Genomic DNA, 20,674 nt, shown 5'->3' on the forward strand with positions numbered 1-20,674 from the left:
TTTAAAAAGAAATTAATAACAAAAATCACAATTAATTAATTTCATCATTAGTAATGAATGAGATAGTATTAATAGTGCTTAAACTTAATATTTAGAGTAAATGGAGATACGTTGAGCAAATCTATAAACCGTTGTGTTATTTACCCTGAAAAAGGACAAGTGGAATTAGATGATTCTTTAATTGTTCTTAGACCTAAAACGTTTAAGTTACTGCTACTGTTATCAGAGAAGCCCGGTGAAGTTTTTTCTAAAGCTCAAATTTTAGACAACATATGGTCTGACAAAGTTGTGGAAGATCAAGCTGTATTCCAATCAATTAATGAAATTAGAAAAGAATTTGGCTCCAATGACATAATTACAACTTACCCTCGCCGAGGCTACGCTTGGAGTTGTCCAAATACGTCTATTTTAGATTCAAATGAAGTTGAAAAAAAAGCCAAGCCCTTCAGTTTATTTTCTTCAGGTGACCTATTTTATAAGGTTATCTTTTCAAGCTTGATATTATTAACAATACTAGCTGTTTCAATTTATCTTCAAGCTTCAACTTCAACAAGTGAAAAGCATAAATATACTGAGACCGTGGTAGCAACTCATGATGCTATTTTAATTTTGCCATTAGAAGTTGAGAATCTCCATGATTCCGAAAAATGGGTTAAATTTGGTGCTATGCAAGGACTAATTAATAAGCTCATTCCTACAGACAACCTTACTGTTTTTAAACTCGAAGACTCTATTGAAATACTAAATAGACTCAGCATTGAAGAAAAAAAAGATGTTTCAAATATATTCAAAAAATCAGGGGCATCAATTGTTTTGAAAACATCCATAAGTGGTGTACCAGGAGACTATAATGTTATTTATTCGTTGTTTACCTCATCCACCGTCGAAACAAAGACACTTCATGCTAAATCTATAAACACTGCTATCGATACACTAGCTTTAATATTTAACAAAACACTTCTATCCGACCTTAATATCAGCGAGGAGTTTATGAATAATAAACTCCAAAATGACTTACTAGCAAAAGCAATACAGTTTATGGCAATTGATGATTACCCTTCCGCATCTACTTTTCTTAAAAGTGTCATAACAACCGACAAAACAAATATTTATGCTCAATACTTATTAGCTAAAGTTGCAGGTACATTAGGCGACTTGGAACTGGCGCTAAAATCCACAGAAGTTGCTCTAAACCTAATAAAAGGAGGAGCAGATCCACATTATGAAAATAGGCTTTTATATATATATGGTACGTTACAACTAGGTAAAGGTAACATTGAGTTAGCAAATCAAACTCTTTTAAAAGCCAAAGACGCATCAGCAGTACAAAAAGATTGGTTGTACTACTCTTATTCTCAATCAATGCTGGGAAAAGTAAACCAATTTAACGGCAATTATAATAAAGCAGAATCACTTTTTATTACTGCGCTTCAATATCAAGAAATGTTGGAATGCCCTATGGGAATTGCCCAGAGTCACTTAGATATGTCAGAGCTTTATTTAGCTCAACAACAAAAGAACAAAGCCGTTGTGAGCTTTAAAATAGCAGAAGCTCTAATTAATAAGCAAGGGTTGAGAAAAGCAGAGCCAATTCTTACAGACTTACGAATTAAGATTTCTCAATTTTAGGTGCTTTCTATACATTTTTGAATAAAACCTAAGAGTATTTATAAAAAGCGTTAGCCCTAATCAATAGAGCAAACTATTTCTAACAACACTCCTGTTACATAACAATTTCGGTTTCACTTTCAGTTCAGGTTCAGGTTCAGAACCTGATTCCATTTTCAACTTCATTTCAATTCCAACTCCAATTCCAATTTCAATTTCAATTTCAATTTCAATTATAAAAATAACGTTGAAACTGATTACTTATAATCACCTATTATCAATATTTTAAATTCACCTATTATGAATTCATCACAGCACGTTACTGTTTTACACAAAGAGATAGGGCTTGAATTCAGTAAAAAAATTTAGCTCTAAAACTCAAATAAAATAATAGGAAAACACAATGAAATATGAAAATTTCCAAACATTTACAGCAGAAAAAAATGAAGGCATTTTAACAATCACTTTTGATTTCGGGGCGGTCAATGTACAAGGTCAAGAGATGCTAGCCGACTTAAATAGTCTAGCAATGAGACTTGAACGTGATCGCAATACTAAAGTTGTTGTTTTCCAATCGGCAAATCCGGAAATATGGGTATGTCACTACGATACTGAACTACTTAAAGACATGTCTACCGTTGCCGTAGCGCGCAATGATGTTCAACTTCTTGACCTACAAGAAGTCTGTGAACGAATCAGCAAAGTACCTCAAGCCACCATTGCTAAATTAGAAGGCTTTGCTCGTGGCGGCGGTCATGAATTGGCACTCGCTTTGGACATGCGCTTTGCTGCTCGCGGTAAATTTAAGTTTATGCAAATGGAAGTTGGAATGGGAATTCTTCCTTGTGGCGGTGGAGCTTCAAGAATGGCCCGTCAAACGGGACTTGGCCGTGCTTTAGAGATCATCTTAAGCGCTCGTGATTTTGATGCAGATGAAGCGGAAGCCTACGGCACAATTAACAAAGCACTGGATCCAGAAGAAATTGGCGAATACGTAGACAAGCTCGCACACCGTATTTCTAAATTTCCAGCAGAATCTATTAATGCCTGTAAACAAGCAGTTTATGAGTCAATTGACAAACCAATTGACGAAGCGCTCAAAGCTGAAGCGTATTGGCTTTATCAAGCAACAAGCAAAACACCAGCAATAAAACGCTTTACCGCTGCAGATGAACAAGGCCTAGAGCATGACATTGAGAACCAGCGCAACTGGAATGAACTTGTTATGAAAGTACAGGATATTAACTAGTCTTAACGTTTATTAACAGGTATCTAAATGTATGAAAAAAATACTGATTAATTTTGCCCACCCGGCGAAATCACATTCAAATATTAATAAAGCATTAAGAAAAGCTGTTGAAACATTAGAAGGGGTGACCGTGAATGACCTTTACGCAAATTACCCCGACTTTATGATTGATATTCAACGTGAGCAAGCCCTGTGCGAAGCTCACGACATTATCATTTTTCAACACCCGTTTTATTGGTATTCAACTCCCGCAATTATGAAAGAGTGGCTAGACTTAGTGCTTGAACATGGTTGGGCTTATGGTTCAGAAGGAAAAGCTTTGGAAAATAAACTATTTTTTCAAGTAATTACCACAGGCGGTGATGCTTCTACTTATCAAAAGGATGGCTATAACCAATTTACTATCAATGAATTAACGTCGCCTTATCAAGCCACCGCTAAATTGTGCAATATGACTTGGCTGCCGCCTTTTACCGTATCTGGTGTCCATCGAGGCTTAGAGCAGGAAAAGGTGCAAAGCCAATCAGAAGACTACAGGCGAACCATTATCGCTTTGCGTGATTCGTTGTTTAATATTGAACAAGCTAAACAGCAACCGTTTCTAAATAGCGATATTAATCGCATGATAAGGACACCGTGACATGGAAACTTTTTTACTTCAGTTCTTTATATTTTTGACTGCTGCTGCAGTATCAGTGCCGATCGCTAAAAAGTTAGGTCTAGGTTCAGTTCTTGGTTACCTCATTGCGGGTATTGTAATAGGTCCTTTTGGTGCGTCTTTAATACATGATATTGAAGAAATAATGCACTTTACGGAATTCGGTGTAGTCATGATGCTGTTTCTGGTGGGGCTAGAGTTAAAGCCATCATTACTGTGGAAGCTAAAAACGCCGATATTAGGCTTTGGTGGCTCACAAGTTTTATTAACAAGTATTGCTATTTCATTGGTTGCCTACTTTTTTCTACCTTGGCAACAAGCTGTCGCCGTTGGTTTAATATTATCTCTGTCATCAACAGCAATCGTACTACAAACATTGCAGGAAAAAGGAAAAATGAAAACTGAAGCCGGTCAGTCGGTTTTTTCGGTTTTACTATTCCAAGACTTAGCAGTAATACCAATGTTAGCCGTACTACCTCTATTAGCTACGCTAACTATTGCAGGCGGTGGCCATCATGATTCCGTTCTATTTGATATAAGTGTATTGCCTAGCTATCAACAAGTCATAATTACAGTTGCCGCTATTGCGACTGTGCTCATTTTTGGAAAGTTTGCTTGTCGCCCTATTTTCCAGATTATCGCTAAAACTGGCGTTCGTGAAATATTTGTCGCTGCCGCCCTGGCCCTTGTTATTGGTACCTCATTACTCATGATGACCGTTGGATTGTCACCAGCTTTAGGTGCGTTTTTAGCCGGTGTTGTATTAGCCGACAGTGAATTCAGACACGAATTAGAAAGTGATATAGAGCCGTTCAAAGGCTTATTGCTAGGAATATTTTTCATATCAATAGGCGCAAGTCTAAATTTCTCACTCATCGGTAACAATATCTCATTAATCTTAGGACTGACCGCAGGATTAATCGCTATTAAATGGCTTATATTAGTTTTAGTTGGCACGGTATTTAAAATCAGCGCCAAAGAGCGTCCGTTATTTGCTATTGCACTTGCACAAGGTGGTGAGTTTGCTTTTGTTTTATTCCAAGTAGCCAAAAGCAGTGGTGTTTTGTCTGTAGAACTTATTGAGCCGCTTATTTCAGCAGTAGCAATTTCTATGTTTTTAGCGCCTGTCATGTTCGTTCTCCATGAAAAGCTAACACAAAACTCATCCACAGAAAGCCACGATAAACAAGAGGACACAATAAACAAAGGTGATCATAAAGTAATTATTGCTGGTTTTGGTCGCTTAGGTACGGATATTGGTCGCTTCCTTTTATCAGCTGGCATCAAGCCGGTTATCCTTGACCATAACGCGGGCAATGTGAGCGTGTTAAGAAAACTAGGGTTCGAAGTTTATTATGGCGACGCCACTCGTTTAGATTTATTAGAGTCTGCGGGGGCGTCACATGCTGAGCTATTGATAATTACAATAAGTGATACCAATACAGCCAAGCAACTAGTGGAACTTACTCAAAAGCATTATCCGCAGTTAAAAGTCGTAATTAATGCCAATAACCGAAGAGCATCATTTGAGTTTATGGATCTAAACCTGACAGAAATTTATCGTGAAACATTCGGCACCGCGTTAAATATGGGCCAAGCTGCGATGAAACAATTAGGTATCGACCCTTATGAGGCGCACCGCTTGAAACAAATTTTTCAAAAGAAAGATGGCGAAATGATGCCTGAACTATACAAGCAGCGCAGTGAAGAAGAGAGTTATATTTCACTATATCAAAAGCACCATGAACACTTAGAAGAGTTAATGAAATTAGATAATTACGACTGTATTACCGCGCTAGATAAAGCGTGGACAGCGAAGAACCCAGAGTTATAAATCAATTTATTAAACCGTTATATAAAGGAGTTATTATGTTAGGCGAAGACCATTCTTTAGTGAACGAATTTCCAGATCACAAAGATAAAATTATAGAGTTAAATAATGCAGATGCAGACTTTGCTGCGGGCGCTAAACGTTATCATTCACTCGATTCTGAAATTAGAAATTTAGAGTTGAAGAATGCACCTATCGATGATGAAACGTTTCATCAAATGAAACAGGAACGGGCTCAACTAAAAGACCGTCTTTATAAAATACTGACAAGTAAATAAAGACTGAGTAAACGTCTACTCAGTCTGCCAGCTCTTTAGTAGAGGTAGGTAGACTGAGTCGTTTTACAGTTAGAGTTCGCCCTACTCTAGATATTGTTAGTGTCCAAATTGAAAACGTATGCCTGCATTGACAGTAAAGCCGTCATTGCGTGACCAGATATTTGTTGTCCAACGGCCACTTGGATCTTGCTCCGGCAATAACAACGACTCATTATCAGTTTGACGTACATCAAGCAGGTTTTCGGCATTTAAAAAATAACTTATTTTACCAATAGTAATTTGGCCTAGTAATCCTAAATGCCAGTACGCCTCACTTTTAACACGATTGGGGTTACCTTCAAGGTGCTGTGTTCCAGTGTAATAAGCCTCAAAGCCAACCAAATGACTACCGTGCTCTTCCCACATAATTACTGCACCGGCTGAATGCTTGGGAGTCAAAGTTAAAGGAGTTCGACCGGTTCCTGTTTCATTCAATTTTGAGGCGTCTGTGTATAAATAACTGCCTGTTAGCTTAATGTCTCTCCAGCGGTAACGAAGAAGTAACTCAGCACCGCGAATTTCACTTTCACCCATCGCGTTCACGATACGAACTTGTTTATTCGATTGAATATCAACTGGATTAATTACTTCAAGCTCAGTCACATTTTTAACGTTAGAAGCAAATAACGTGACACTCGTTTCGACACTGTCAAATATATAACTAATATCAAGTGAAGCCGTGGTTGCTTGCTCTTCTTCAATGTTATCAAAGGCTGCTAACCTAGATAGCCCAGCATCTTCTATGTCTTCAATAAAAGGCGTTGGTGCATAAAACCCTTGACCATAAGAACCTCGAATTACCCAACTGTCAGGGTTATACAACATAGAAATACGAGGACTAAATTGTGTCCCATATTCGTTGTGCCAATCCGTACGTGCACTGACCGACAATGACACATCGTCGCTCGCTTCATAGTCAACTTGCGAAAATAATCCTGGTACTTTATAGCTATAGTTAAATTCGGAAAACTCTTCTGAATCAAAACTGTCTGTTTGATACGCGACACCAACCAGCCACGCAATATCCTCGTTATACCCTGACAAGCTCGTTTCGAGTAAAGAACTTTCATGTGTGTCATTATCTTCTATCAAGCCATACACATGCTCGTGCTCTTGCTGCATAGCTGAACCTCGTACATTAAGGTTTAGCGTTTCTCCTAATGGCTGGTCAAAAATGAAACCGCTGTCGAGTCTAAGAGAGTCTTGATTTTGTTCAAATGGGTTGCCATCAGGTACGGTAGCGCCGTCTGCAGTGCCGCCTTGCCGTTCTTCTTCCATTACACCAAACGTTAAATACAAATTGGCACCACTTTCACCTTCCCAATATATGCGAGGGCGAACCGTTGCTCGCTGATATTCAGCCATATCAAGCCAACCATCATTATCTAAGTCTTGCTGCGCTTGATTGTGTATACCTGCTGTAACAGACGCACTTGTAGACTCATTAATTGGAGAAGATAAATAGGTCGTAATATCTTGACCCTTTTTTGAGGTAGCATTAAATAACACCTCGCCTTCAAATTCATCAGACGGCGTTCGGGAAATTAAGTTTATCACCCCACCAAGTGCTGAGCCGCCATATAATGATGAAGCCGAAACCCTTTATAATTTCAACATTGGCAAGGTCTGTTGGAGGGATTTGCAATAAACCAATTGATGATGCTTGGCCGCCATAAAGAGGTAACCCATCACTGAGTAATTGCGTATAACGGCCATATAAACTTTGCAGGCGAATATTCGCGCTACCAAGCGCTGGTGATGTATTTTGCACTCGCACACCACCGGTTTCAGCAACAAGCATAGAAATATTGCCCGGCCTCATTAACGCCTTTTCTTGAATTTCTTCACCGTTGATGATTTCTGTTCGGGTTGCCGATTCAGTTACAATACGGCCTAATCGTGATGCGGTTACTTGGATTTTTTCAATTTTCTTTTCTTTGTGCTCATGATCCTGTTCATGAGCCTGTTCATGACGTTTCTCAGGATGAACGTCGTCATGTTCGCCTTCACTAGCGTAAGATATAGTAGGGATTAATAGCGCGGCGAGCGCAACTTTATTGTACTTAGTTAGCATTATTTACCTCAACGAATACAAACAACTATGACGTTTTCACAATTGTTAAATAAATTTTAATGTTGTTTTAGATCTAGCGTGTGACTAGGAGGTAAAAATGGGAGGCCGATAAAGCAATGCAGAAATAAATTGAGTGGCTTTTATAACTGACGGTAGTGACGGTTGTGTTAGTAATATGGACTCAGATAGATAAAAACTGCTTTCCAAATACATAAAGGAAGCACAAGAGTTTGCAGGACAAATACATTCATTCTCACAGCACTCTACTTCGCAACAATCATCTTCATTTTCTTCAGCTTTGTGTTCCAACACTTTAGTCGTGTTCGTATTGATAACGTTATTGGCATCGATATTGGTATAGCTATTGTTACTGTTACTGGCATCGTTATTTGTATCGCTACTAACGTTTACCTGAAGTACTTTTGTGTGCTTGTCTAAAGTCTCTTCTAAAGGAACCACAAAATGAACCGCCATTGCTTGCCCAACAAAGGCAACCAAAAGAGTGATCATAAATAGTAACTTAGACAATGACTTGAGCATAAATACACCTGAAAAATTCATCGCCATTGTAGGTGCTTTTTGGGAATAAGTGAATACTTCTGAAAAGAACACTTTTTACATTTTTTTTTTATCTTTTGAAGAAATAGAAAAACTGCCTTTCGGGGGGATTATATCTAAACTTAGTCTCGGTTGTATTTTTCAATGTGTTCGACAAAAACTTTGAGCGTATGTAGCGAAGCTTTTGACTAAAGCGTTACTTGATTTACTAGATTCTCACTCACTCTGAAAGTCAGTTTTGTGCCATAAGCGGACGTTAGATGATGGTGGGAGTAATACATAAAATCAATGGTAACGACATTATTCCTACTTTGATTAAAAAGCCCTGCTAAGGAGTTTTTTATTGTGTGAGATCAAGCTCATGCTTAACCATTAGCTATTTGTTTTATTTAAATAATATTATTGTGCTATGGTCAAATTTAGTGGGTAATCAATCAGACAATATATACAAGGAAAGCCAAGCTTAATTCGAAAGAAAAGCTAGGTATTCATAAAGGACTAAAATTGAAAATATCAAAAATTCAAATCAGAAATTTCAGGTTGTTAAAGGAATTTTCTTTAGATCTTGAAGATGAACTTTCGCTTATTCTCGGTAAGAATAACACAGGAAAAACTTCTATATTGACCGCGCTTGATAAGTTTCTTAATCAATCAAGCCGTAGGAGCATTACGCTTGATGACTTCAATGTTGGATTGAAAAAAGTGTTGCTTCAATACCTTTCTGGTGCCAAAGAACTTCCTATTGAGAACTGTTATCAACCCTTAGGAATAGAACTTAAAGTATATATTGAGTACACAGAGCAAGATGACTTGTCACAAGTTAGTTCACTGATAATGAGCCTAGACCCCGATGATAATAATATTGTTTTGAAGTTTGAATACAATATTGACCATGAGCAGCTTATCAAGCTTAAAGATGACTATACCGAACAATCTGAAAAATTTGATAATAATCCTGAATTATTTCTTAAAGAACACCTCGGTGACTATTTTGGGTCAGTAAAAAAGAAAAGCCTTTTATTCACCGATGAAGCTGTTTTTATTGACCTTGTAAAAGAGAATATTCCCCTCAATGACATCTTATCATTCAACTTTATTAGTGCCAAAAGAAGTGTGACTAATAAAGATAATGATAAAACCTTATCTCATCAAACGGCTAAGATATATAAGATCTCAGACGAGTCAAATGAACAAATAGATGCCTCCGAAAAGTTTAAAGAAACCCTTCGAAAGACTGATGATGAGTTAAGTGCAATTTATGCAGATATGTTTGATGGGCTAATTCAGAAGATTAACCAGTTTGGCGGTGTAAATCCTACAGATACCAAACTAAAAGTATCATCAACACTACAACACCGTGATTTACTCGATGGTAATACAACAGTGATGTACTCGCACGATACTCATGACCTGCCAGAGCATTATAATGGTTTAGGGTATATGAACTTGATAAGCATGATCTTTGATATTGAAATGGTCATGGGCAAGTTTCGACGTTCACTAAAGGAAAAACCTGCTGCGATTAATTTGTTTTTTATTGAAGAACCAGAAGCGCACACTCACCCTCAAATGCAATATATCTTTATCAAAAACATTAAAACATTATTGAAAGGTAATCGAGAACGCGATGATGGAATAACGATTCAACTTCAAACGGCTATTACAACACACTCATCTCATATTGTTTCTGAATGTGATTTTGATGATATTAAGTATTTGCGAAAAAACAACTCAACCTGTGATGTTAAAGCAAAAAACCTGAAATCACTTCAAGATGAGTACAAATCAGAAGATGATGCTGAAGATATTAAACTGAAAAAAGCTTATAAGTTTTTGAAGCAGTATTTGACTTTAAATCGAGCAGAGCTATTTTTTGCGGACAAAGCTATTTTTATTGAAGGAGAGACTGAAAAAATATTAGTCCCTGCCATGATGAAAAAAATTGATCAAGAGTTTAGTGCTCCTGATGAAACACCATTATTATCTCAAAATATCTCAATGGTTGAGGTTGGTGCTTATTCGCAAACATTTGAGAAATTCATCGATTTTATCGGGGTTAAATCATTAGTTATTACTGATATTGATAGTCAATATGTACGAGATAGTATTAAGGATGGTAATACAAAGAAAGAGACAATTAAATGTAAGCCTTCAGATCCACTCGCTGACCAAACTTCAAATGCATCATTAAAATTTTTCTTCGGTAATGACGATTTAGCTTTTTACAAAAATTTATCCATTAATCAAAAGTCATTAAGAAAAGATGGTACCCAATGGATTCAAGATCCTGATGGATACTTCCTAATGGCTTACCAAACAAACGAGGACGGCTATCATGGACGTAGCTTTGAAGACGCCTTTTTTAGTTTAAATAAAGATCTATTAGGTAAGAGTGCAGAAGCTTTTCCTTCATTAACAAAGAGACATTTTGATATTTATGTAGCCAGAGACGATGCTTGCCCATTCGACTTTGCTGAAAAAGCAGTTAATAGCAAGCCAACATTAGCTATTGAAATATTACTGAATAGCAAAAAAACTGGTGATAATGAATTTAGTAATTGGCAAGTCCCTAGCTATATCAAGGAAGGATTATTATGGCTACGCAAGAATTAGATATATCGCATCTTACTACTGAATCCCAAAAAGTTATTGGGTTAATAAGACAAGGCTATAGTTTTTTATTAAGCGGTGGTGCTGGTAGCGGTAAAACCTACTCTCTAGTTGAAATATTAAAAGCCGTTTTAGTTGAAAATCCAACAACATCTATTGCCTGTATTACCTATACGAATGCAGCAGTCGATGAGATTGAAGAGCGTGTTCAGCATGAACATCTTCATGTTTCGACTATTCATGATTTTTTATGGAGTAATATTAAGCACTTTCAGTGTGAACTGAAGAGTACGCTAATTGAATTAATAAATGATGACGAACAGCCCAAAATAAAATCTCCAGATGGAGAGAAAGTCACAAATAATTATTTTGATGATCTTGATGGTGATATTAAATACAAAGAGTTTGTTAGGATTAAAGATGGTTGTATTTCTCATGATGAGGTGATCATTCTTGCCTGCAAAATGTATGAAAAATATGAAAAACTCTGCACTATAACTAAAGATTCATACCCATTTATTCTTGTTGATGAGTATCAAGATACAGATCCTAACGTAGTAAAGTTGTTGCTAGAGAACTTAAATCAATCACCTAAAAGAAACATTGTTGGTTTTTTTGGTGATGCGATGCAGTCAATTTACGAAGGAAGCGTCGGGAATTTAAATGGAAATACTCAACCTAAACGTATTGCCGCATTAAAAAAGGAACAGAACAAGCAGGGAACTTACTTCTCAGTCATTAATAATTTAAAAGAATATACTCTACTGACACCAACAGTTATAGAGGTCAAAAAAGTCCAAAACCGACGGAATCCTCAACTTGTTATAGATCTCGCTAACAAAATAAGAACTGATGGCTTAATGCAGGAGCCATCAGAAGATATTAACGCGCCTAATATGAATGCAGATGGGACAGCAAAACAAGGAAGTGCACTTTTCCTATATTCCAATAACGATGATTTAGGCGCAGTCCGTCATCACTTAGCTTGGGACTTTGATAGTTCAATTGAGACCAAAGAACTTAACCTAACTCACAATCTAATTGCAGGAAAAGCAGGTTTTGGTGATTTAATGCGCATTTACGATAAAGATAAAATTTTAGAATCTATTAAGCGTGTTAAGGGGTATATAAAAAAGAATGATATTAAGATAGATACTGAAAGCAGAACATTTAAGCATGTATATGAGGAGTTAGGTGGTTTACAAGATGGTACTCCTAAACCACTCGCACCTACCAAAGGCCAAAAAGAATATATAGATGCTAATCCCGATGTTTATGAATTAGCATTAGCGCAGCCTTATGATGAGATATCAAAACTCTACATTGATAAAGACATGTTGGTTGACGATAAAAAAAATACAGCTGATGATTTAAGTAAGCCTAGTTCTAATCGAGATGATCTGATCAAGCACTTATTTAAAATTGAGCACTGTATTTATTTGTATAAAGAAAAAAGATTTAATGAGTTTTCAAGAATTACTGATTTCTCAATAACATCAGTTGCTGATAAGAAAAACTTAAAAAAATCAATGGAAGAATTGATTAAAGTTGAAAATAGATCTATTGACGAAGTTATAGCTCTTGCGAATCAACTTAACCTTGTTGTTGAAGATGATAAATTAGAAAGGTTTAAAGTATCTAGAAATTATGTTTATCAGCAAGTATGTCAAATACCTTATCAACAATTTAGAGGGCTATATCAATACTTAGAAGGCTATACTCCTCTTTCAACACAGCATAAGACTAAGGGTGCAGAGTATACTAATGTACTTGTCGTTCTAGATAATGGCCAATGGAATAGTTATAACTTTAAAAATTTATTTGAAGGAGGAGGAAAAGAAAGTGTACGGCAGAGGACAGAAAAATATTTTATGTGTGTTGCACACGGGCTAAAGAAAACCTTGCTGTTTTTTTCCATCAACCTAGTGCAAATGTGATTGCTAAAGCCAGTGAGTGGTTTGGTGCTCACAATATTGTTAATTTGGATGAGAAATAGCAATCTTTTAAAGGGGAAGCAGAATGACCATATTTTATGTTAACCCTGCTTAAATTAGTGTGCTATTACTGGTCATACTTCTATATATGTTTATGTCAGCTTTCTCTACAAGCTGACATAAACAATAGTTTTTACTTTTTCAATGTCCGCTTATCGCTCAAAGCGGCCTGTTAAATTAAACCTAAACTTCATACTCAAAAGTGTGTGACCAGAAATGAACTACTACACGCTAATTTTCAATACGTAAATTGTTTAAGTCCATGGTCGAGTCGACATTATATTCAACTTTTGACTCACAATACGATTTCTAACAAAAGTTACAATTCATTTTCTGGTTTTACAACTTCATTTTTGAACTTCATTTTTGAACAAAAAAACCGCCTTTCGGCGGTTTCTTTAAAGATCAAAAATTACTCGTCGCGATACGAGTCAATATCCGGACAAGAACAGATCAGGTTACGGTCGCCGTATACGTCATCTATACGAGTTACCGTTGGCCAGAATTTGTTTTGCTTAACCGCTTCACATGGGAATGCAGCGTAATCACGTGCATAAGCGCGATCCCAGTTGGGGTCTAACACGTCTTCCGAAGTGTGTGGTGCAAAAACAAGTGGGTTGTTGTCTAACGTCCATTGGCCGCTTTCTACTTTCGCAATTTCTTCACGAATAGAGATTAACGCGTCAATGAAACGATCGATTTCAACTTTAGCTTCTGATTCTGTTGGCTCAATCATTAATGTGCCAGCTACTGGGAATGACATGGTTGGAGCGTGGAAACCGTAGTCATTTAGTCGCTTAGCAATATCCATTTCTGAAATGCCTGAGCTTTCTTTTAATGGGCGAATATCAACAATACATTCGTGAGCAACACGGTTGTTACGGCCACGATATAAAATTGGGAAGTGCTTGCTCAAACGCTCAGTAATGTAGTTGGCGTTTAAGATTGCAACTTCTGTTGCTTGTTGAAGACCATGTTTACCCATCATGGCAATGTATGCCCAAGATATTGGTAAAATGCCAGCAGAGCCGTATGGAGCAGCTGAAACCGCACCGTTATCAGCACCACCATTAATTGTCATACCGTCGATGTCATTGTCACCGAAGAATTCAACTTTAGTCACTTGGTGATTTGGTAGGAACGGCGCTAAATGCGCTTTAACACCAATTGGGCCCATGCCTGGACCACCGCCACCATGTGGAATACAGAATGTTTTATGCAAGTTTAAGTGCGATACGTCAGAACCGATGAAACCAGGTGCTGTAAGGCCAACCTGTGCGTTCATGTTGGCACCATCCATATAAACCTGACCGCCATTGTCATGAACAATGTCACAGACTTCACGGATGCTTTCTTCATATACACCGTGTGTAGACGGGTACGTTACCATGATGCAAGAAAGTGCGTCTTTGTGCTCTTCCGCTTTGGCTTTTAGGTCGGCCATGTCGATGTTGCCTTGCTTGTCACACTCAACAAGTACAACTTTCATGCTTGCCATTTGAGCAGAAGCAGGGTTAGTTCCGTGCGCTGAGCTTGGGATCAAGCAGATGTTTCTGTGATGGTCACCACGGCTTTCGTGGTATTTACGAATAGCGATAAGACCAGCGTATTCACCTTGCGCGCCAGAGTTAGGCTGCATTGAAATGTTGTCGTAACCAGTAATTTCAATTAACCAGTCAGACAGTTCGCCAATCATTTTGCGATAGCCTTGTGCTTGAGACATTGGCGCAAACGGGTGCATGTTGCCAAACTCAGGCCAAGTAACAGGGATCATTTCCGCTGTCGCATTTAGCTTCATCGTACAAGAACCAAGAGAAATCATAGAGTGGTTCAATGACAAGTCTTTGCTTTCTAGTTTACGAATATAACGCAACATTTCAGTTTCAGACTGATAGGCATTAAATACTGGGTGAGTAAGAATGTCTGTTTTACGAGTATATTCTGCAGGTACTGAATCAAAACCTTGAGCTGCATTATCTAATGCTTCTACTGTAAGACCATGACCTTCGCCTAAAACAACATCAAATAATTCAATGATGTCTTCACGACCAACCGTTTCGTGCATAGACACAGATAACTTACCGTCTAAATCTGAACGGAAGTTAACAAGCTTGTTCGCCGCGCGTGCAAGAATTTCGTCTTTGTTTACAGCTTCAAACGTTACCGTATCAAACCAAGAATCATTAACCAGTTTGATGCCCTTTTCTTTTAGGCCTAAAGCAAAAATATCAGCTAAACGGTTAATGCGTTGCGCAATGGCTTTTAAGCCTTTTGGTCCGTGGTAAACAGCATAAAATGATGCCATGTTCGCCAGTAAAACCTGTGCAGTACAAATGTTTGAGTTCGCTTTTTCACGTCGGATATGCTGCTCACGAGTCTGCATAGCCATACGTAATGCTTTGTTACCACGGCGGTCTTTAGAAACACCGATGATACGACCTGGTAATGAACGCTTGAACTTATCTGTTGTTGCGAAGAATGCAGCGTGTGGACCACCGTAACCCATTGGCACACCAAAACGTTGTGCAGAACCAAGTACCACGTCTGCACCAAATTGTGCTGGGCCTTCTAACATGATTAAGCTCATGATGTCCGCTGCAACAATAGCAATGGCTTTTTTCTCTTGAGTCGCTTCGATTAGCGGTTTGATATCATTAACCTGACCTTCTTGGCCAGTGTAATGGAACAATGCACCAAAAATGTCGTATTCTGATACTTTTTCAGCAGCATCAACAACAATCTCAAAACCAAACAATTCAGCACGTGTTTTAACAACGTCAATAGTTTGTGGGAATACGTCGTTTGCTATAAAAAATGTATTCGCTTTTTTGGCTTTAGCAACACGTTTAGCTAACGCCATTGCTTCAGCAGCTGCCGTTGCTTCATCTAATAAAGAGGCGCTTGCTAGCTCTAAGCCTGTTAAGTCTATTGTTAATTGTTGGAAGTTAAGCAGTGACTCTAAACGACCTTGTGCAATCTCTGGCTGATAAGGCGTATAAGCCGTATACCAACCTGGATTTTCCAATACGTTACGTTGAATTACGTTTGGCACTGAAACCGGGTGATAACCTAAACCAATATATGATTTAGCTATTTGGTTTTCACTCGCAACCGACTTTAAATACGCTAACGTTTGCTCTTCTGTTTGAGCGTCGCCAATATTTAAGGTTTCCGGTAAACGGATAGAACCAGGTACCGTTTGGTCAATCAATTCTTTAACAGAGCTTACGCCCAATGTTTTACACATCTCAAGCTGTTCGTCTTCGCTAGGACCAATATGGCGGCGAATAAAAATTTCATTTTGCTCAAGTTGAGTTAGGCTAAATTTTTCTGACATGGCTAACAGATTTCCTACAATTAAAATAGACAAAACCTCGCAGGATTATCCGAGCGAGGCTTTCAATTTTTTGACTAAGACTTAATCTTCGTCGATAGAGTCGGCGTAACCACCGTCGTCTAATAAGTCGTCTAACTCAGACGCATCTTCAAGTTTTAACTTGAATAACCAACCGTCTCCGTATGGGTCAGAGTTAACGTTTTCCGGAGAGTCTTCTAACTCTTCGTTCACGGCAACTACTTCACCAGCTACAGGTGCGTAGATGTCAGAAGCGGCTTTTACAGATTCTGCTACTGCACAATCGTCACCCGCTGCAAATTCATCACCAACGTCAGGTAAATCTACAAATACCATGTCGCCAAGAAGGCCTTGTGCGTGTTCAGTGATACCAACAGTAACAACGCCGTTACCTTCATTGCGAACCCACTCGTGTGAAGACGCGTATTTTAAGTCCGATGGAATAGTGCTCATTTTAAGTTCCTTAGGGATCTTTCTTTATTAATTTTATAAGTTGTTTAGATAACCAGGTTGTCTATTTTGTTAGCCATGTGAAAAGATAATGGCACTTTACAAAATGTTCAACCTCATCATTCAAATATTTGTCTTGTTGCTAACGTTACTTTAGTTAATTAAAGAACTGACTTGCCGTTACGAACAAACCCAGCTTTAACTACTTTTACGTCAACCAACTTTTTACGCATCTCTACCTGTACTGTGCTGCCTAGCTCTGCACCTTTTGGTACACGAGCCATAGCCACTGAGAAACCAAGTGTTGGAGAGAAAGTTCCCGACGTTATTACGCCTTCGCCAGCATCTGTGATCACTTTAAGGCCGCTTCTTAATACGCCCTTCTGTTCCATCACTAATCCAACTAGCTTGTCTGAACCTTGCTCTTTCAATTTAACAAGTGCGTCACGACCAATGAAGTTGCGCTCTGCAGGTTCCCAAGAGATAGTCCAAGCCATGTTTGCTGCTAACGGAGAAACTGACTCGTCCATGTCTAAACCATAAAGGTTCATACCGGCTTCAAGTCTTAATGTATCGCGAGCACCTAATCCAGCAGGTTGAACGCCCGCATCAATTAGTTGTTGCCAAAAATCAGCAGCTTGTTCCGGTGGAAGAATAATTTCGTAACCTGTTTCGCCAGTGTAACCTGTTGTTGCGATAAATAAGTCGCCAGCTTGAACACCAAAGAATGGCTTCATACCTTCAACCAAAGCTTGTTGCTCGGCTGAAATAATTGTGGCTACTTTTTCTTTTGAATTTGGGCCCTGAACGGCAATCATTGCGTAGTCAGGCTGTTCAGTCACGGTAACGTTAAACGTCGCGGCTTGTTTGTTAATCCACTCTAAGTCTTTAACACGTGTTGCCGAGTTAACCACCATACGGTAGAACGTCTCGTCAAAGTGATAAATGATAAGGTCGTCAATAACGCCGCCTTCTTCATTTAGCATACCAGTGTAAAGAGCCTTACCGGCAACTTGAAGTTTAGCAACGTCATTTGTTACTAGCTTCTGTAGGAATACTTTTGCGTCTGCACCTTTAATGTCAACAATGGTCATATGTGACACATCGAACATTCCAGCATCTTGACGAACAGCGTGATGCTCTTCGATTTGAGAGCCGTAGTTAATTGGCATTTCCCAACCATGGAAATCTACCATCTTCGCGCCTGCTTCGACGTGTTTATCAAATAAAACCGTTCTGTTGCTCATGAACATTACCTTTCTATAAAAGAGTGCTGTAAAAGACTGCAGTAAAAATTTGCGTCAGAGTATACCCCATACAAAACCATAACTCTATGCGTTACTGATTAGTAATATTGATGCAAACCTTTGTTGTTTTATTACTAAAAAGCCACTCTTTTTAGGGAGTGGCTTTAATTTAACTTTGTTTTATGTGGTTATATTTCATCAACCTGTTGGGCTAATACTGGCAACTTGCCGCTGATACCCATTGCCTGTTCAATAATTTTGTTTTTTACGAGCGGAGTATTATTGGTTATCTTCAGCCCCACACCTCGTATTAGTTTTTTTATTGGGTTTGAGCCTTCAAACAATTCCTTTAATGAGGCCATTGCCACAATGAGTACCTGTGCTTCTGCTTTACGCCAGCGTTCAAACTCTCTGAGCTGTCTTGTTAACTTAACTTGGTCGTTTAATAATGCGTTAGACGAATTAGACGATAAACATTCCACTAAACTTGCCGCATCTAATAAACCTAAGTTCATGCCTAAACCCGCCAATGGATGAATGGTATGAGCTGCGTCACCAATAAAGATCACTCGTTTGTCTAACCATTGTTGCGTATAGCGCATGGTTAAAGGAAAACTAGCTCGCACGGTAGTTACTTCGCAAGGACCTAAAGCGCTGTCAGTTGCGGCGGTTAAATGCTTGTTAAAATCAACCTCGTCCATATTTATTAAATGTTCAGCTTGTTCAGGCGAAGTAGACCAAACAATGCTGCAAATATTTGCTGCTCACCAAACATAGGTAATAACGCGAGCGGGCCTTGTGGCAAGAATACTTGTCGAGCACATTGATTATGTGGCTCTGCGGTTTTGATATTAGCCACAATAGCGTGATGATCATAATCAGAAAATGTAGTGGCCGATTTGAGTTGTTTTTTAACCCAAGACTGCGCTCCATCAGCGGCAATGGCTAACTTAGCCATTACTAGGCTGTTTGCATCAGCGCCTCCATCAACCAATGTCAGCACTACCTGCTCATCATTGTTATGGATCGCGGTTATTTCAGTTTCAAATTTAAGCGTTATAAGCGATTGAGCTTTGGCCGCTTTAATAAGACCATTTCGTATATTGCTGTTTTCAACTATGTGGCCTAAGTGAGATTGATTTACCTGATCTGCATTAAAACTAATGTCGCCAAAGCTTTCTTTATCCCATACCTTCATTGAGTCGTAAGCGGATAATCGGTCTGACTCCATATGTTGCCAAGCATTAAGATTGGTTAAAATTTGCTGACTCGCTAACGATAATGCACTGACTCTAGGCTGAGGCTTAGATAATTCTACAAGCTCTGGTGCGCGATCTACCACAACAACACTATAACCTTGTTCCGCAAGCCCCAAGGCTGCCGTTAAACCAACACAACCACCGCCAATTACTACTATATCTGTTGAGATCATTTTAACACTCTGCTTGTTTTGCTTGCGGTAAGTTAAACTGTTTATGACTGCCCATAAAATGCAGTGCTAACCACTGCTGAAGTCCGTCGCATTTCTGTAAAGACATTAGCCCTGCGGTTCTGGTGAATGCAGGCAACCTGCCAGGCAAGGCAAATAGTCGGACTAACATGTCAGTAAATTCGGTAATGCGCTCAATATCATCCAATCTATTTTTTTGATAACTGTTTAAAACCGAGAATGAGCCAATGTCAGCGCTATTTTCAAGTGCTTGTTTTATTTCAAAAACCAATACACCAATATCTCGAACACCTAAATTAAAACCTTGCCCTGCAATAGGATGAACCGTATGGGCGGTATTGCCCAATAATACGGTTCTGGCTGCAATCAAACGTTCAACTTTAGTCAGGCTCAGTGGGTAATACGCTCGTTTTGAGCACTTCACTATTCGCCCGGCGGCATAACCAAAGGCGAGTTGCAACGCTTCACAAAAAGCGTCATCGTCTAACTCTTTATTAATAAGTGCTTGCTCAGGTGATTGAGTCCAAACCACATTAAACTCGTTTTTGCCAATAGGTAAAAATGCAATGGGGCCGTTCGTCGTAAAACGTTCAAAGGCGACATTAGCGCCATAGGCTTTGAGGTTTTTAGGTGCTGTTTCAGTTCGAACATTGGCAATAATAGCGGCTTGTTGGTATTGGCTGGTTTGATTGTTAATTTTTAACAAATCACGTGTTGGAGAGTTTGCCCCTTCGGCTACCACCAGCAACTGACTTTGAATATTATTGCCAGAACTTAATGTGATTTCTACTGGCTCGGATAACGCAGATGGTGTCGTTAACGCAACAATATGGTCCGGACAAAACCAATGTAAATCAAAGTGTTTAGCCGTTGCTTTGAGTGCACAACCTAAATTATGCATTGATGCCACGTGTCCCATGGCATTTAAACCATAGTCTTTCGCTTGCATCATGGTTTTACCAACATGACCGCGATCCGATGTGATGATTGTTTGGATTGGCCAGCCGTTCTTTTTAAGTTCTGGCCACACCTTCCAATGATTTAAAAGCTGCAAAGAGCCATGCGATAACGCTAAACAGCGCTGGTCAAAATTTGATTGCACGGTTTGTTCAGACGTTTGTTCAACGGGCTCAACAATAGCTACACGTAAACTTGGTGTTTCTTGCTTTAAGCCAATTGCCGTAAGTAGGCCCGACAAACCGCCTCCAGACACAACCACATCAAATTTTACATTTGTATCCGCGCTTAAACTCAAAACAGCCCCTTAACGTTT

At 38.7% G+C, this 20,674-nt stretch carries 12 protein-coding genes and 2 pseudogenes; 7 read left to right on the forward strand and 7 right to left on the reverse strand.

Features of this window, described 5'->3' with window-relative positions; all coding sequences use genetic code 11:
• The first annotated feature begins 111 nt into the window (after positions 1-111).
• The 5 genes from GNP35_RS01385 (at position 112) to GNP35_RS01405 (ending at position 5,624) form a co-directional block, all read left to right on the forward strand.
• Positions 112-1,629: a winged helix-turn-helix domain-containing protein gene (locus tag GNP35_RS01385; protein ID WP_155693831.1), complete on the forward strand. Its 1,518-nt coding sequence runs from the start codon at positions 112-114 to the stop codon at positions 1,627-1,629.
• A gap of 382 nt (positions 1,630-2,011) precedes the next feature.
• Positions 2,012-2,857, forward strand: a complete 846-nt coding sequence (locus GNP35_RS01390) for an enoyl-CoA hydratase/isomerase family protein (RefSeq protein ID WP_155693833.1) — start codon at positions 2,012-2,014, stop codon at positions 2,855-2,857.
• Between the two features lie 31 nt (positions 2,858-2,888).
• Positions 2,889-3,497, forward strand: a complete 609-nt coding sequence (locus GNP35_RS01395; protein ID WP_155693835.1) for an NAD(P)H-dependent oxidoreductase — start codon at positions 2,889-2,891, stop codon at positions 3,495-3,497.
• A 1-nt stretch (position 3,498) separates the two neighbouring features.
• Complete coding sequence (locus GNP35_RS01400) at positions 3,499-5,349, forward strand: monovalent cation:proton antiporter-2 (CPA2) family protein (RefSeq protein ID WP_155693837.1); 1,851 nt, start codon at positions 3,499-3,501, stop codon at positions 5,347-5,349.
• A 35-nt stretch (positions 5,350-5,384) separates the two neighbouring features.
• Complete coding sequence (locus tag GNP35_RS01405) at positions 5,385-5,624, forward strand: YdcH family protein (protein ID WP_155693839.1); 240 nt, start codon at positions 5,385-5,387, stop codon at positions 5,622-5,624.
• Positions 5,625-5,720: 96 nt separating this feature from the next.
• Here GNP35_RS01405 and GNP35_RS01410 read toward each other — a convergent pair.
• A pseudogene (locus GNP35_RS01410) lies at positions 5,721-7,737 on the reverse strand (TonB-dependent receptor plug domain-containing protein).
• An 84-nt stretch (positions 7,738-7,821) separates the two neighbouring features.
• Entirely contained in the window at positions 7,822-8,304 is a 483-nt protein-coding gene (locus tag GNP35_RS01415; protein ID WP_155693842.1) for a hypothetical protein, read from the reverse strand.
• A 495-nt stretch (positions 8,305-8,799) separates the two neighbouring features.
• Between GNP35_RS01415 and GNP35_RS01420 the strand changes: the two genes are divergently transcribed.
• Both GNP35_RS01420 and GNP35_RS01425 read left to right on the forward strand, forming a co-directional pair.
• Complete coding sequence (locus GNP35_RS01420; RefSeq protein WP_155693844.1) at positions 8,800-10,908, forward strand: AAA family ATPase; 2,109 nt, start codon at positions 8,800-8,802, stop codon at positions 10,906-10,908.
• The gene (locus GNP35_RS01425) at positions 10,890-12,842 is read left to right on the forward strand and encodes a UvrD-helicase domain-containing protein (protein WP_155693846.1); all 1,953 of its coding nucleotides are present in this window, start codon (positions 10,890-10,892) and stop codon (positions 12,840-12,842) included. The genes GNP35_RS01420 and GNP35_RS01425 overlap by 19 nt, the downstream gene beginning before the upstream one ends.
• Before the next feature lie 469 nt (positions 12,843-13,311).
• Here the strand turns inward: GNP35_RS01425 and gcvP are convergent, their stop codons facing one another.
• The 5 genes and pseudogenes from gcvP to GNP35_RS01450 form a co-directional block, all read right to left on the reverse strand.
• Entirely contained in the window at positions 13,312-16,236 is a 2,925-nt protein-coding gene (gcvP, locus tag GNP35_RS01430) for an aminomethyl-transferring glycine dehydrogenase (RefSeq protein ID WP_155693848.1), read from the reverse strand.
• A gap of 81 nt (positions 16,237-16,317) precedes the next feature.
• Positions 16,318-16,707 carry a glycine cleavage system protein GcvH gene (gcvH, locus tag GNP35_RS01435; protein ID WP_155693850.1) on the reverse strand — a complete coding sequence of 130 codons (390 nt, stop codon included), beginning with the start codon at positions 16,705-16,707 and terminating at the stop codon, positions 16,318-16,320.
• A gap of 158 nt (positions 16,708-16,865) precedes the next feature.
• Entirely contained in the window at positions 16,866-17,951 is a 1,086-nt protein-coding gene (gcvT, locus tag GNP35_RS01440; RefSeq protein WP_155693852.1) for a glycine cleavage system aminomethyltransferase GcvT, read from the reverse strand.
• 188 nt (positions 17,952-18,139) lie between these two features.
• Positions 18,140-19,383 (reverse strand): annotated as a pseudogene (locus GNP35_RS01445) (FAD-dependent oxidoreductase).
• A gap of 1 nt (position 19,384) precedes the next feature.
• Positions 19,385-20,656 carry an FAD-dependent monooxygenase gene (locus tag GNP35_RS01450; RefSeq protein WP_155693854.1) on the reverse strand — a complete coding sequence of 424 codons (1,272 nt, stop codon included), beginning with the start codon at positions 20,654-20,656 and terminating at the stop codon, positions 19,385-19,387.
• Positions 20,657-20,674: the final 18 nt, after the last annotated feature.

The organism is Psychrosphaera haliotis, assembly GCF_009728465.1.
Taxonomy (GTDB): Bacteria; Pseudomonadota; Gammaproteobacteria; order Enterobacterales; family Alteromonadaceae; genus Psychrosphaera; species Psychrosphaera haliotis.